The organism is uncultured Corynebacterium sp. (assembly GCF_902489365.1).
In the GTDB taxonomy this organism is placed as follows: Bacteria; Actinomycetota; Actinomycetes; order Mycobacteriales; family Mycobacteriaceae; genus Corynebacterium.
Genome location: NZ_CABTZR010000001.1, coordinates 63,659 through 79,152 on the forward strand (window position 1 = coordinate 63,659; position 15,494 = coordinate 79,152).

General features: G+C 65.2%; 9 protein-coding genes. 4 read left to right on the forward strand and 5 right to left on the reverse strand.

The annotated features are described in order from the left end of the window. Window positions 1-6 precede the first annotated feature (6 nt). From RDN59_RS00265 to RDN59_RS00280, 4 genes are all read left to right on the forward strand, one after another. Window positions 7-2,328: an MMPL family transporter gene (locus tag RDN59_RS00265; RefSeq protein WP_308606038.1), complete on the forward strand. Its 2,322-nt coding sequence runs from the start codon at window positions 7-9 to the stop codon at window positions 2,326-2,328. Beyond that, window positions 2,325-3,335 carry a lysylphosphatidylglycerol synthase transmembrane domain-containing protein gene (locus tag RDN59_RS00270; RefSeq protein ID WP_308606039.1) on the forward strand — a complete coding sequence of 337 codons (1,011 nt, stop codon included), beginning with the start codon at window positions 2,325-2,327 and terminating at the stop codon, window positions 3,333-3,335. The genes RDN59_RS00265 and RDN59_RS00270 overlap by 4 nt, the downstream gene beginning before the upstream one ends. Then, window positions 3,336-3,683, forward strand: coding sequence for a DUF3054 domain-containing protein (locus tag RDN59_RS00275; RefSeq protein WP_308606040.1), 348 nt, complete (start codon window positions 3,336-3,338; stop codon window positions 3,681-3,683). 131 nt (window positions 3,684-3,814) lie between these two features. Next, the gene (locus RDN59_RS00280) at window positions 3,815-4,837 is read left to right on the forward strand and encodes an HNH endonuclease signature motif containing protein (RefSeq protein ID WP_308606041.1); all 1,023 of its coding nucleotides are present in this window, start codon (window positions 3,815-3,817) and stop codon (window positions 4,835-4,837) included. A gap of 457 nt (window positions 4,838-5,294) precedes the next feature. On the opposite strand, the gene RDN59_RS00285 is transcribed toward RDN59_RS00280, so the two are convergent. The 5 genes from RDN59_RS00285 to RDN59_RS00305 all read right to left on the reverse strand — a co-directional run bounded on the left by RDN59_RS00285 (window position 5,295) and on the right by RDN59_RS00305 (window position 15,339). Continuing rightward, on the reverse strand, window positions 5,295-6,842 hold the full coding sequence (locus RDN59_RS00285; protein WP_308606042.1) for an acyl-CoA carboxylase subunit beta: 1,548 nt from the start codon (window positions 6,840-6,842) through the stop codon (window positions 5,295-5,297). Next, window positions 6,839-11,617 (reverse strand): polyketide synthase Pks13, encoded by a 4,779-nt coding sequence (gene pks13 / locus RDN59_RS00290; protein ID WP_308606044.1) that lies wholly within the window; start codon window positions 11,615-11,617, stop codon window positions 6,839-6,841. Before pks13 ends, RDN59_RS00285 begins: the two co-directional genes overlap by 4 nt. Before the next feature lie 219 nt (window positions 11,618-11,836). Continuing rightward, entirely contained in the window at window positions 11,837-13,696 is a 1,860-nt protein-coding gene (locus RDN59_RS00295) for a FadD32-like long-chain-fatty-acid--AMP ligase (protein WP_308606045.1), read from the reverse strand. 125 nt (window positions 13,697-13,821) lie between these two features. Beyond that, window positions 13,822-14,754: a cutinase family protein gene (locus RDN59_RS00300; RefSeq protein WP_308606047.1), complete on the reverse strand. Its 933-nt coding sequence runs from the start codon at window positions 14,752-14,754 to the stop codon at window positions 13,822-13,824. A gap of 66 nt (window positions 14,755-14,820) precedes the next feature. Then, window positions 14,821-15,339, reverse strand: coding sequence for a hypothetical protein (locus tag RDN59_RS00305; protein ID WP_308606046.1), 519 nt, complete (start codon window positions 15,337-15,339; stop codon window positions 14,821-14,823). Window positions 15,340-15,494: the final 155 nt, after the last annotated feature.

Consider the following 15,494-nt stretch of genomic DNA (forward strand, 5'->3'; position numbering starts at 1 on the left):
AGCCGCATGTTTTATTCTTGGGGCCGCTTCTCCTATGCCCACCGCAAGGTCATCCCGCTTATCATCGTCGGGTTGATCCTCGGCCTCTTCTTCGGCTTCGGCACCCGCCTGGGTGACCGGATGAGTCAGGAGGGCTGGGAGGACCCGGGCGCGGCGTCGACAAGCGCGGCGCAGATCGAGCTCGAGACCTTCGGCCGTGACAATTCCGGCGACGTCATCCTGCTTTTCGACGACCCCGATGCCCACGCCGCCGAAGCCAAGGCCTTCCTGGATGAGCTCAAGGCGCAGCACCCGGAGCAGATCGACTCGGTCACCAGCTACTTCGACAAGCGCAACCCGAACCTCATCACGCAGGACCACTCCACGGCCTTCGCCGCCATCGGGCTGAAAGGCGACGGCGAGCAAACGCTCAAGGACTTCCGCGCCATCGAAGATTCGCTGCACGCTGCCGACGTGCCCGTGCAGGTGGCGGGCGCCACGGCCGTGGCCGATGCACTGGACGAGGGCATGGCCAAGGACATCTCCCGCGCGGAAAAGGCCGCCCTGCCGCTCGTCGGCCTGCTACTCCTCGTGGTCTTCGGCTCCGTCGTCGCGGCCTTCATGCCGCTCGTCGTGGGTGGTCTGTCCATTCTGGGCTCTCTGGGCATCCTCTCCATCTTGGCTGGTTTCCAGCAGGTCAACGTGTTTGCGCAAGCCGTCGTCACGCTGCTGGGCTTGGGCCTGGCCATCGACTATGGCCTGTTCATGGTTTCGCGCTTCCGCGAGGAGCTGGACAAGGGCCGCGATACCAAGGAGGCCGTGGCGATCACCACCGCCACCGCGGGCCAGACCGTGGTTTTCTCTGCCGCGATGGTGGCCGTATCCCTCTCCGGACTCTTCCTCTTCCCGCAGGCCTTCCTCAAATCCGTGGCCTACGGCTCCATCTCCGCGGTGGGTCTCGCCGCGCTCCTGTCGGTGACGGTGCTGCCGTCGCTCTTTGGCATGCTGGGCCCCAACATCGATAAGTGGACCGTGCGCAAGACCTCGCGGCGCGGGCGCCGCATCGAGGACACATGGTGGTACCGGATGCCGCGCTGGGCTATGGGCCGTGCGGGGCTCATGACCACCGCCATCTGCGCGCTGCTCATCGCGCTGACCTTGCCGGTGCTGGGCGTGAAGTTCGGCGGTATCAACGAGACCTACCTGCCGCCCAACCAGGACGCGCGCGTGGCGCAGGATCAGTTCAACGAACAATTCCCCTCCTTCCGCACCGAGCCGGTCAAGCTCGTGGTGAAGAATGCGACCAATGAGCAGCTTGTCGACGTCGTCATGCAAGCCCGCTCCATCCAGGGGCTGACCGAGCCGATGGGTCCGAAGACCGCGACCGTCGACGGCACCACCGTCCTCGGCGCCGGCATCCAGGACCGCGAGGACTACGCGCGCATCGTCCACGAGCTCGAGAACATCGAGGCACCAGAAGGCGTGGAGCTTTATGTCGGCGGCACCCCGGCCATGGAGGTCGAGTCCCTCGACGCGCTCTTCGACACGCTGCCCTGGATGGCCCTTTACGTGGTGCTGGCCACCTTCCTTCTCATGGCGCTGGTCTTTGGCTCGTTCATCCTGCCGCTCAAGGCCATCATCATGACGCTGCTCTCCCTGGGTGCCACGCTGGGCATTTTGACGCTCATGTTCGTCGACGGCCTCGGCTCCGGACTGCTCAACTTCACCGCCGGCCCGCTCATGAGCCCGATTCTGGTGCTCATCATCGCCATCGTCTTCGGCCTGTCCACGGACTATGAGGTCTTCCTGGTCTCGCGCATGGTAGAAGCCCGCCGCCGGGGCGCTTCCACCGACGAGGCCATCGCCGCGGGTACCGCGCACACCGGCGGCATCATTACGGCCGCGGCGCTCATCATGATTGTGGTGGCGGGGGCCTTCGGCTTCTCCGACATCGTCATGATGAAGTACATCGCCTTCGGCATGATTTTCGCCCTGCTTATCGACGCCACCATCGTCCGCATGCTCCTCGTCCCCGCCGTCATGCACTTGCTGCGCGAGGACAACTGGTGGGCACCGCGCTTCCTCACCCGCCTGACCCATCGCCTCGGCGGCGACAACGCCCCAGCCGCCGAGCCGTCCCTGGCCACCGCATCCGCTGCTGCACCGGCTGAGCAGGCCGACGCGCCCCATTCCCCCGTGACTCCGGCTGAACAGGTCGAGGTAGAGGGGACGTCGCCAAGCACGGCGAACGAAGCCGCCGTACGCGGGGACCGCAGCGCCGATACTGACGAGGAGCTCATCCCCTTCTCCGAGCTGGTCAAGCGCCTCAATTCCACGGATGGTCGATGAAGAAGAACTGGCTGACCTGGATAATCTCCCTGCTGATTCTGGCCGCGCTGGCGTGGTTCTTCCGCGACCAACTGGACTTCATCTCCGAGGGATTGCGCCGCCTGCGCCACGCCGAACCTTTCCCCGTGGTGCTGGTGGTGTTCTTCGCGCTGCTGTCCATCGCGGGCATGGCGGAAGTGATGAAGCGGCTCATCGGCGCGGGCGGCGTTGAGGCGCCGCTGCGGGAGACCTATGCCATCACGCTGGCCTCCAATGCCTGGTCCACGACCCTGCCGGCGGGCCCTGCCTTTTCGGCCTTGCTCACCTTCCAGGTGCAGCGCCGTTGGGGCGCGTCGGTGGCGCTGTGCAGCTACTTCCTGTTTCTATCCTCGATCATTAGCTCGATGTTCCTCGCGCTCATTGGCCTGGGCGGGGTGTTTTTCCTCAACGCGGATATGGCACTGGGATCGCTGATCACCACGGTCGTCCTTATGCTCGCAGCACTCGGCGGCATCTTCTGGCTGACCTCGCACCCGGTGACCCTTGAGCGCTGGCTGCGCAAGCTGCGGCCCGGGCCTAAACGTGACCGCGCGATTCAGGAGGTCCGCAACCTGGGCGAGGTCCACCTGTCGCGCGGCCCCTTTGCCGTGGTTGCCGGGGCGTCGCTGATGCACCGTTTGGCAGATATGGCCGCACTGTGGGCCTCGGTGTGGGCGGTGACCGGGGAGATTCCGTGGCTGCGCGCTGGTGCTGATGACACCACCATCGCTGGCGTCGCCTTGGCTTTCCTCGCCGCGAAGCTGGCCGGTTCCGCGCAGGTCACCCCGGGCGGTGTGGGCACGGTGGAGGCCGCCCTCATCACCCCGCTGGTGGCGACAGGGTTGACCGTGGTGCACGCCACCTCCGCCGCCATCATCTACCGGCTTATTTCCTTTGCGCTCATCACTATCATTGGATGGGTCATCTACTTCGCCCACTACGCCCGCGATGGCTTTTCTTACGCGGCGTTGAACCGGAAGGAATCCTAAATGCGCGTTGCCCCGCTTATCGACGTCCTCGCCCTCGCCCTCTTCGCCGTCCTCGCCCGCCTGGCGCACGGTGGTCTGAGTTTCAGCTCGTGGGTGGATGCCTTCTGGCCGTGGACCGTGGGCGCGCTCGTGGGCTGGGTCATCATCATGGCCACGAAGCTGAGCGGGTTGTGGAAGGAGGGCGCCGTCGTGTGGCTCAGCGCCGTCATCGGCGGCATGGCTTTGTGGATGCTGGTCAACGGCCGTCTGCCGCACTGGTCCTTCCTCATCGTGGCCACCGTGATGTCGGCGCTGTTCTTCTTTGGCTGGCGCGCCATCGCAGCCTTTGCCTCCCGCTCCCGCGCCTAAGGTTTCGACGTGCATCCCGCGCTGAACTGTCAAGTCGCCCTACACGGCGGCGGGGTCCTGCAAAATACACCGTGAACTGGGCCTTTAGCGCTCCGGTTGCGGGAGTGTGTTGCCCGGTTTAGTGTGTGGGCATGAAGTTGGGGGACTTACTCGGGGTACTCGCTCGCGGCATGCACGTCGTGTCCTTGTGCGCGGGCCACACACGCGATGACATGCTCGCGCTGGGCGCGACGCCGCGCGTAGCACGGCAGCTCGAAGGCCTGCACCGCATCTATTTCGGGCAGACCGCCTACAGCGCCAAGCAGCGCCGCGCGCGTAAAACTGAACACGCGCTGGATACGCTGGTGCAGATTGAGCGCCATGTCGCGCGAGTCAAGGATTCGCGCAAGGCGTGGGACCTGCGAGTGGAGCTGTGCGAGACTCCGGCGGGTGAGATCGCGGGCGTGGCGAAGCGGCGCCTCGCGGAGCTCAAGCCCGAGCCCAGCCCCGGAGTGCGCGTGCTGCGCCGAAAAGGCGGCATGCACAGCCTCATCATCACGGATCGGCCGCGGGCGATTGCGAATCTGGTGGGCGCGCTCAAGGCCACCTCCGCGGACCTGCTCAAGGCCGTCCACGAAGTGTTCGCAGGTGGCGGCGCGCCCACACCTGTCCTGCATGCGCACGTTCTTGTGCGCCTGGATCAGCTCGACACGATCGTGCGCGGCGAGGGTGACGACATTATTTTGCAGGCAACCGACGGCGGCACCATGACCGGCGCGGAGTTTCTCCGCACGCAGTTTGCCGAGCGTGGCTTCGTCTCGCTCTTCCACCCCGTCGAAGGACCCGTCAATATTTATTACGGCAGCCGCTTCGCCAACGACAAACAGCGCCTCCTGCTCAGCGCGGAGCATCCTACGTGCGCCTGGCTTGGGTGCAATAAACCGGCTGCAGAATGCCAGATGCACCACATCAGACGGTGGCAAGATGGCGGGCCAACCAACATCAACAACCTTGTCCCGCTGTGTAAATATCACAACGCGATCAATGATGATGACCCCGCCCGGCCCACCCATCGCGGGCACATCGACCGCATCGAGGGGCGGATGGCGTGGCTACCACCCGGCGGCGGGCCACCAGCGCTGATTCCCAGCCCCGTCTGGGCTGACCTGCGGTAGGAATTCCCGCACCCCTAAGTCGCACCGCGGCCCTGGGGTACTTCGACGATCCCGCTTTCAGAGTTTTAGCGAACCGCGCCTTCTCAAAGCGCGTTGACTCCCTCGCCCACAAACCGAGGCATAAAGAAACCCTCCCCGCTTTTGAGCTGCTCACGTAGGACTGAGCAATCAGTCCAGTGGGGAGCCGCACGTGTGGCGGAGAGGGGTGCGCGCGAACGCTACTTCGAGCTCAGGGACGAACCAGAGATGGTCACGCCGACGCGGTTGAGCAGCATGATAACGAGGTTGATAACGTCGCCGCTGAGGTCAAGAACGCTAGACAGCATTGAAGTGCTCCTTTGATTGAATTACTAGTCCTTAAACCTATCGGATAGAACGGGCCCGCACGTTACGCCGAGACACAAAATTCAGCGCGACGACGCAGGCCTTCTTCGCCTCTATCCTGGCTCAGACGACGCTAGAGCGGGGAAATGGTGTGCTTCTTGGGCAGGTCCTTCTCCTGCTTATCGGCCAATTGGCGCAGCGCGCGGCGCAGGGCTAGACGCGACTCGGAGGGCTTAATCATGCCATCGAGGTAGCCGCGCTCCGCGGCGACATAGGGCGCGGTCATGGTCTCGTCGTAGAAGTCCATGAACATCTTCTTCGTCATGGCGCGCTGCTCCGGGGTCTCGGCGGCCTCGAGCTGCTTGCCCGCAATCATCACCACGGCGGCGGCAGATCCCATCACGGCGATCTGGGCCGTCGGCCACGCCAAGTTGATATCACCGGTCAAGTTCTTCGAGCCCATCACGGCATAAGCACCGCCATAAGCTTTGCGCACGATGAGCGAGACCTTCGGCACGGTGGCCTCCACCACCGCAAACGCGAACTTCGCGCCGCGGTGAATCAAGCCAGCCTTCTCTTGGTCCACGCCCGGCAGGTAACCCGGCGTATCGACCACGAAGACCAGGGGGATGTTGTAGGCATCGCAGATACGGATAAAGCGCGCGCCCTTATCGGCGGCATCCGCATCAATACAGCCCGCCGAATGCATCGGGTTATTCGCCACAAAACCCACGGCCTTGCCATCAATACGGCCAAAGGCGGTGATGACGTTAGGGGCGTAGTTCTCCTGGATCTCGATGAGATCGTCATCGTCGCCAAGCTGCGTGAGCAGGTCCATCATGTCGTAGCCGGCGTTCGTGTCATCCGGCATGAAGGAATCCAGCTCGGTGTCCTCGGCTACCTCCTCATCAGAAGGCGCATCGAAGACCGGAGACTCGTCGAAGCAGGTCAGCGGCAAATGATCCAGCAAGTCACGAACCAGGTCAAAGGCCTCATCTTCCGAGGGCACCACGACGGAGACGTTGCCGTTGAGCTCCTGCTGGCGAGCGGAACCGAGGTCGTGGGAAGAAATCTCCTCGCCCGTGACCTCCTTGATCACGTTCGGGCCCGTCACGTACATCTCCGCCTCACCATCGACGGCGATGATGAAGTCCGTGGTCACCGGCGCATACACCGCACCACCAGCGGACTTGCCCATCATGATGGAAATCTGCGGGCTGCGGCCACTAAGCGGCAGCTGGCGGCGGGCAATCTCGGAGTACATGGCCAAAGACGTCACCGCATCCTGGATGCGCGCACCACCGGAATCCTGGATACCGATAACCGGGCAGCCAATCTTGATGGCCAAATCCATGATGTCGGTGACCTTCTTACCAAAGGTCACGCCCACGGATCCGCCGTAGACGGTCTTATCGTGCGCGTAGATACACACCGGGCGGCCATTGATGCGGCCGTGGCCGGTCACCACGCCGTCGGAGTAAATCGCGTCCGGGTCACCGGGGGTCTTGCCCAGGGCGCCGGTTTCGACGAAGGAGCCTTCGTCGAGAAGCGCGGCGATGCGTTGGCGCGGCGTCGAGCGCCCGGCCTCGTCGCGGCGGGCACGGGAGCGCTCGCTGCCGGGGTCTTGGGCGCGCTCGAGGCGCTCGCGCAGGTCCGCTAGCTTGTCAGCGGTGCTAGTCACTTCCGAATCTTCTCCTCGATCCAATCCTCCATGTGCTTGCCCACGATACCGATAGCCGGCTCGTCGGGAACCGCCAGGTGGTCGCCCGGCAGCTGCACAATCTCCAGATCCTTCACGATAACGCCCCAACCGCCGTCCGGGTTAACTTCGGCATAGGCCGGCTCGAGCTCGATGGCGCCGTCATGCATGCGCTCGGAGCGGAAGAGGATGACGGGCACGCTTACCGACGCCCACCGTCCCATATCCAGCGAGCCCAGAATCTGGTTGTCCACGAAGGACGCGCGCTGGTGCTCCAGCACGCCGGCGGACAGGCCGTGCTCGGAGGCGTCGGTGGAGCTGAGGAATTCCGCGAGCATGGCCATGAGCGCATCCTCGCCCACGGTCTCCAACATTTCGTAAGGCGGCTCGAAGTCGAGGCCGTAGGTTTTCTTGGCGAAGGCGGCGTAGCGTCCCCAGCGGGCCTTGGTTTCCTCCAGCGTCTTCGGGGCCGGATGCGCCGGCTGGGTGGTATCCAGCAGAGCGATGAAGGCAACCTCAGCAGTATCCTCACCGCGGGCGGCGCGCTCCTGCAGCTGGTAGGCCACCTCATAGGCCAGCGCGCCGCCGAAGGACCAACCACCGAGCACGACCTTGCGGCCGCGCGCGTAGTGCAGGATGTCCTCGATGTAGGCGGCGGCGCGATCCTCCAAGCTGCCTTCAAGGCGCTCCACGCCGTAGACGGCGACGTCGGCAGGCAAGCGGCGGGTCAGCGGCTGGTAGACCACGGTGGTGCCGCCGGCCGGGTGGAACATAAAGACGGCCGGGCCATCGGCCTCACGCAGCACGCGGATGTTGCCCTCGACCTCGGTTTCTAGGCCCTCGCGGACCAGATCCGCCAGGATCTCCAGGGCTTCGGCCTCCTGGACCTGCTGTGCGGTGACCTCGATGCCGGCGCGCTCGGTGAGGCGCTCGGCGATCTTCTCCGCTACCTCATCGCTGACCTTCGGCAGCGCAGAAGTCACGCCAGCCGCGGCCTTGCCCGTGAAGGTGGCCCAGGTGCCGAAAACCATGCGCTCCGAAGCATCGCGCGGTGCGACGCCGACGCCTTCGCCGCTCTTCGCGCTCACGGTGGTGTCGTTCGCGCCGGTGTGGTCGGCCTCGGTGAGCGCGGAAGGTGTATCAGCGACCGCGTCGGCCGGCGCCTGCGCGGAGGCATCGGGCTGCTCGGACACGGCCTCTTCGACCATGGTGATGACGTCGGCGAGGGAGGCGTCGCGAAGCGCCTGCACCTGCAACGGCGGAATCTGGAAGTCATTCTCCACGCGGTTCTTGATGCGCATGCCCATGAGCGAATCCAAGCCCAGGTCAATAAGCGGCAGCTCGCGCGGGAGATCGGAGACGTCGTAGCCCATGGACTCCGACACGATGAGCGCCAAGCGCTCCTCCACGCTTTCCTTCGCCGGGTCCCAGCGCACAGCGTCGACCCCCACATCGGGATCCGCGAACTGCGGCGCGGTCACCGCTTGCGGCAGGCTCGGCTCCGGGGTCACAGCGGGTTCGGCAAGGTTGAGAGTCGACGCAAAACCTTCCGCGATGAGCTTGGTCGTCACACCGTCCACGTAGTGCACCGCCACCGACAGCCCACCCAACGTGCGGCGGACAATCGTGGTGACCTCACCCTTCGCGGGCAGGTCGAGGTGCTCCTCGCTCGCCGCGATGTGGGCGCCTGGGGTAACTGCCTCGGCGGCGGCCTCCAGGATGGCCAGCGCGCTCGGCGCCTGGTCAGCGTTCGTGGAGAACGCCACCGCGCCCTCCGGCAGCGTCACACGTGCTCCCGGCAGGCCGGATACACCAGAAGAAGGACGAGCATTGGTCCAGAAACGCTGGCGGCGGAAACGGGTATGGGGGGCGGCGACAAGCGCACCGGAGCCAAAGACCTTAGTGTAGTCCACCGGAGTACCCGTGACGTAGAGCTTGCCCAACAGGTCCAGCAGCGACTCGGTGGGGTCCACCTTGCGCTTCAGGCTGTACAGCAGCTGCGCATCCGCCTTGCCCGCGGCAAAGGCGGTGGACATCAGGCCCATGAGCGCAATCGGGTTCGGGGAGATCTCCACGATCTGCGTGTGCCCGGCCGTAAACGCCGCCTCGGTCGCGTCCTGCAGGTAGACGGGCTTGCGGGTCATGCGGATCCAGTAGTCTTCGTCGTGAAGCACCGTACCGGGACGGTAGACCTTGCCGCGGTCCACAGAGGAAAACAGCGTCGTGTGCAGCGGGCGGGCCTCAATGCCGGCGATTTCCGCATAGAGTTCACCCAACAGCGGATCCACAGCGGAGGTGTGGCCCGCGCCCTTAACGTTGAGCGCGCGGGCGAACTTGCCCTCGCCGTCGAGCTTCTCCACCAGCGCGAGGACCTCCTCGCGCGGACCGCCCACGGTGGTCATGCCGGGGCCAGTGTAGACGGCGGGCTCGATAGAACCTGGCAGGGCGTCGATCTCCTCGGCGGAGAGCTCGACGACGGCCATGGCGCCCTGCTGGTCGTCGGGAAGCGAGGCCTCTCCCTCTCCCATGAGGCGCGCGCGGTGGCAGGCGATGAGCATGGCGTCGGCCGCCGTGATGCCGCCCGCAGCATAGGCCGCGCCGATTTCACCCATGGACATGCCGATAACGCCGGCCGGGCGCACGCCGAAGGTGGCGAGCAGATCCGTCAGCGCGATCTGGATGGCGGTAATGGCCACCTGCGCGGTTTCGGTGTTATAGGTCTGCTCGTCATCACGCACCAACTCCAAGATGGACCAGCCGGATTCGCGCTGAACAATGGCATCAAGCTCCTCCAAGCGCGCGAGGAACTGCGGCGAAAGGGCAATCATGTCCTTGGCCATCTTGCGGTGCTGGGAGCCGAAACCGGAGTACATGAAGACGGGGCCGTGCACCGTCGGGGAATCTGCCGCGGCGATGCCGACGGAGACGGTCCCCTCGGACACCTGACGCAGGCGCTTGACTGCTTCCTCGCTTGACGACGCCGTTACTACCGCACGCGAACGCCCATGGTTGCGGCGGGCAAGGGTACGGGCCAGTGAGAGCAGGTTCGGGTTCTCTGCTTCGATGTAGTCCGCCAAGTCGGCTGCGGCTGCGGCGCGGCGGGAGGGCAGCAGGCCGGAGACCGGCAGAGCTACTGGCTGGCCCTCTCCGATGGCGACCTGCGGGGCGTCCTGGTGGGCCAGCCCGCGGTAGTCGGTCAGCACCACGTGGGCGTTGGTGCCGCCGAAGCCGAAGCCGGAGACGCCGGCGATCTTCTGGCCGGAGTACTCGGGCCACTCGCGTGGGTCCTCAACCACTTCGAGGTGCTCGGCATCAAAGTCGATATAGCGGTTGGGGCCCGCGTAGTTGATATTCGGCGGGATAACGCCGTGGCGCATGCCTTCGATGACCTTGATGAGGCCCACGACGCCGGCCGCGGACTCGGAGTGGCCGATGTTGGTCTTGGCGGAGCCCAGCAGGGTCGGGTTATAAGGTTGGCGGCCCGGACCCAAAACACGGCCGAGCGCGGTGGCCTCGATGGGGTCACCGAGGATGGTGCCGGTGCCGTGGGCCTCGACGTAGTCGACGTCCTGCGGGCGGATGCCAGCGTCAGCGTAAGCGCGCTCGAGGACGTCGACCTGCGCGTCTGGGTTGGGAGCGGTCAGGCCGTTGGAGTGGCCGTCGGAATTGACTGCGGAGCCCTTGATGACGGCGTGGATGGTGTCGCCGTCGCGCTCGGCGTCCTCGAGGCGCTTGAGCACGAGCACACCGGCGGCGTCCGCGCGGACGATGCCGTCGGCGTCGTCGGAGAAGGCGTGGATCGCGCTGGTGGGCGAGGTGACACCCAACTCGCTGAAGCCGATGGAGGCGTGCGGCGAGGCGAGGATATTCACGCCGCCGGCAAGAGCCGTATCGGCCGCACCCACGCGCAGGTCCTTGACCGCCTGGTTGACCGCTACGAGGGAGGCCGAGCAGGCGGTGTCCACGTTGAGGGAAGGCCCGCGCAGGTCGAAGGCGTAGGAGAGGCGGTTAGCCACGATCGCCGAGGACGTACCCGTCATGGCATAAGGGTGCATCTCGGCCGGGTCGGCGGTAATCAGCATGCCGTAGTCATTGTTGGTGGAGCCCATGTAGACACCGGTGGCGGTGCCGCGCAGCTGGTTGGCGGGAACCCCAGCGTCCTCCAAGGCCTCCCAGGCCACTTCGAGGAGGATGCGCTGCTGTGGGTCCATGTTGGCCGCCTCCAGCGGGGAGAGGCCGAAGAATTCGGCGTCGAAGGAGGCGATGTCCTCGATGTAGCCGCCGTCGGTGTTCTGCTGCTCCATCTTCTCGCTGGTAATCGGGTCGGAGGAATACTCCGACCAGCGGCCGACGGGCAGCGGGCCGGTGCCCGCGCGGCCCTCGACGAGCATGTTCCAGAACTCGTTGACATTCTTGGCGCCCGGGAAGCGGCCGGCGTAGCCGATGACGGCGATGTCCCCGCCCGCGATGGCGGTCGAGCGTGGTGCCGCCGCTCCCGGCGCGCTGTCTACCGGGGCGCCGGAGGCGCCGTTGACGAGACGCTCGGCCAGCTGCGCGATGGTGGGGTATTCGTAGGCCACGGTGGGCTCAAGCTTAATCCCGAGGAGGTTTTCTAACTCGCCGGAGAGGACGACTGCGTCACGCGAGGACAGCCCGAAATTCTCCAGCGGCTTGGTGTCCGTGATTTCCTCTGCCGACAGGCCGGTGGTCTGCGCAACCCAGGTGCGCAGCCAGCCACGAAGCTCTTCAACGGTCATAAATCTCTAGCTTTCTTACGCGGACTAAAACTAACTAAATGTGCGGTCGATTTTGCGCAGCACAAAAGCGCGCACATCGATGCGTCTATAGGGGTTATCGGACGATTATCTCACTTTGTTAACTTGGGTTTCATAACCGACATACCCACAGGCAGCGGCAACCCCCGCCCCCACGGCTAGCGCGGGAACGGGGGTTGAAAAGGCGTGGTTTCGGAAGGCCTAGGAAGCGAGGTAGCTCTTCTTGGCCACGCGGCGAGCAATCTTGCCCGAGGAGGTGCGCTTGATCTCGTTAGCGCTGAACCACTGGATGACGGCCGGGGTCACACCGTGGTGCGCGGAGACTGCGGAGCGGATGGCCTCGGATGCGGCGGCGTCATCGGCCGGGTTGGCGTTGTCGGCGCGCTCGATGAGCAGCACGAGCTCCTCGGTGCTGCCGCCCTCCACAGAGAAGGCCGCGATGGAGTCCGCGCGCACGTGGTCCGAGGCTTCCTGCACGGTGCCTTCGATGTCCTGCGGGTAGTGGTTGCGACCAGCCACCACGATGAGGTCTTTGAGGCGACCGGTGATGTAGAGCTGGTTATCCACGATGGCCGCCAGGTCACCGGTGGCCAACCAGTTGTTATCCTCCGGCGCGTTCGGCACGCGGGAGCCCTCCGCCAGGCGCTCCCCCAGCGTGTTGTGGAAGGTCGAGGAGGTTTCCTCCGCGCGGTCCAGGTAGCCGGCTGCGCGGTTATCACCGTGGAGCCAGATTTCGCCCACTCGGCCATCCGGCAACTCGGCCTTGGTCTCTGGGTCCACGATGGTCAGGTGCTGGGCCACCACGCTCTGACCACAGGAGGCATAGGCCACGGAGTCGGCGGACTTTTCGACGATGACCGCTTCGCCCTCGGCCAGACGCTCGCGGTCGAAGTGGGAGATGATCGGGCGCTCCGGTGTCTGCGGGGTGGTCACAATCAGCGAAGCCTCCGCCATGCCATAGGACGGGCGCAGGGCATCGCGGCGCAGGCCGTATTCTTCCTTGCCGAAGACCTCCCAGAAGGAGTTCACCGCGGACTCCGTGACCGGCTCCGAGCCGATGACGATGCCATCGACCTTGCTGAAGTCCACCTCTTCGCCTGCCGCCGGGGCGCCATAGCGTGCGGCGAGCTCGAGGGCGAAGTTAGGAACCACGGCGTAGGTTCCCTGTAGTTGCTCATCGATGGGTTGGCGCTTGAGCTGGTCAATCCACCGCTTGGGCTGCTGGACGAAGTCACGCGGCGTCATGATCTCCAAGTTGACGCCCAGGATGGTCACGAAGACCGCCAGGATGATGCCCATATCGTGGTGCATCGGCAGCCAGGACACCACGCGGGCCGGCAGCTTGATCTGCACCGCGGTGAAGATCTGCAGCACGTTGGTCATGATGTTGCGGTTGGTCAGCAGCACGCCCGCCGGGGTGCGGGTGGAACCGGATGTGTACTGCAGGAAGGCGGGCTGGTCCAGCGGCGCGGTCTGCAGCGCGGCAAGCGCGGCCTTGCCTTCCTCCGTCTCCAGCGGGTTGACCCAGCTCTGCGCCAGGGAATCCGGCAGGGAGTCGATGGAAATGATGCGCGGGCGCTCGGCCGCCGGGCGGTCCGAGAAGTACGCGCGGTTGGCGGCAGCGGAAAGGTTGTTGGTCAGCACGATCGACGGGTTGGCATCCCCGAAGACCGCCCGCAGATGATCGGTGTGGCCGGGCTCGTTCGGATCATAGAGCGGAATTGGGGTCATGCCGGCGTACATCGCGCCCAGGAAGCCGAAGATGTACTCAGGGGAGTTGCCCGCCAGGATGGCGACGCGGTCCCCCATTGTGCCCACCTGCTGCAGGCGTGCGGCCACCGCCTTGATGCGGGTGTTGACCTGGGAGCGGGTGATATCGCGCGGGGTGCCCTCCGGGTTATCGCTAAAGACCCACTGGCGCATCACCGGGCGATCCGGGATTCCGGCCTGCTGCTCCGCGGCATAGACGTGTTCGGCGAGGCCCGCCAACGTGAGGTGAGGCGGCAGGGCGATGTTGCCCTTCTCGTCGAAGAACTGGCCGATCAAGGCTTTCAGGTCCATGTGGGAAAGCTCCTTCGTAGGGTAGAGAGGGGCGCGCACCCCTGCTTCACGTACTTTTGACATTAAAAATATCAGAAGGGGTGTGCCGAACGTTACATGGCGCGCGGGCGGGACGTCGTCAAGCGCTACTGCGCGTCGATGATGTCCTTGGCCCACTGCGTCACCCACTGGTTGGCCGTGGCGCCGTCGATGACGTCCGGATTGTAGGCATACAGTGCATGAACACCGTTGGCATCGATGAGGTCGCGCGCGCGTTCGAGCCCGTTGCTCACGTCCAGCGGGGCATCGCAGATGGAGTCATTCGGCGCGCAGATTTGGAAAGTGCGGTCCGCCAGCGCTCCGAAGCCGTTGGCACGCTCGCCACGCATCGTGGCGCCCGGAACGATGCCCTGAATCAAGGTCGATACCGGCTGCAAGGCAATCTCCGCGCCCACGCCGCCGACGTGCGCGCCCGGGTTAATGCCCACGCCGTCTTGGCGCCGGCCGTCCGCAATGAGCGCCACGCCCGCCACGTTCTCTGCGGGGATGGGCCCGTTGCCGCCACCAATCCTGTCCGCCACATCGCCCGCAATGACCGCACCCTGCGAAAAGCCACTCAGGATGAACTTCGTGTCCGGGCAGGTCTCGTGCATGTAGGTCAGCTCGCCCTCGAGGCGCGAGGTGCCTTCATTGCGGGAATCGTCGTAGCTCATCTCGTGCTGCGCGTTGATGTTCTTAAACTGCGCGGTATAAGGCAGTGTCCACACCTTGACGTCCTCGGGGACGTAGGCCTCCTTCAGGGGATTCGTGATCGACAGCATGAAGGAATTCGGGTTCGCGCCCGGGTTGATCGGATCATCGTCCGCAGCGGATTCCCACGTTCCCGGCGCGGAGATAAATTCCACGCGCGGGCACCAGTCCGGCTGCTCGGGGGCCGTGTTGTCCTCCTCCTGGGAAGGGGCAGGCTCCGCAAGGTTTCCTTGTTCCCCTTCCCCGCGGGGATTGAGGAAGTGAACCGCTCCCCCGCCGATCAGGGCGAGGAGGACGACCACGGCAAGGACGGTCAGAGTGTTACGCATGGTTTTACGCATGAAGAAGTTTCTACCTTGGGAAGGTGCGGGATTGGCTGGAAAATCCCTGCCACATTACTGAGCGCAGAGCGCGCGGCCCTGCTCGGTGATGAGCTGGACGAGTTCTTCGTGGCCGAGTTCACTGCGGCCCTGCTCGATGAGCTGCCCAGCCACCGCGGGCACGGTGACGGTATCGCCCTGGCAGGAGGCTTGTGCTGCGCCCACCAGCTGGTCTTCTACGCCGTCGACGTTCACGCCCTTCTCAGCCACTGCGGCCAGGAAGTCCTGGTCCGGGCCTTGTTCAGGCGCGGGCGCGGGAATTTCGGAGATCTCGCGCGCGCCGCGGTCCTCCGGCTCGTCTTCCTGCGCTCGCTCACTCTGCTCGGAGGGGGACCCCGACGCTGAGCTGGCCGACGCCTTGCTTGCCGACGATTCACCGCTCGCCCCCGAGGAGCGCTCCAGCGGCGCCACCGACGTTTCGGTGGCCTCACCTTCCTCGACGGTGGCGGAACCGCAGCCGGTCAGCAGCGCGCCGGCGGCCAACAACACGGCCGCGCCGGCTGTCGCAGCGGGACGGGCGGAGAAAAATCGCATGGCCGTCCCTACTTCTTATCCGCCTGAACCTGACCCATGACCTTGCGGATAACACCGTGCTGGAAGGTCTGGGTCAGCCCGCCGGCCGGGATCGTTGCATAATCCTCGGTGGGCCAGCCGAACTCGCCCTGTTCGTATGCCGTCTTCTGCTTGAA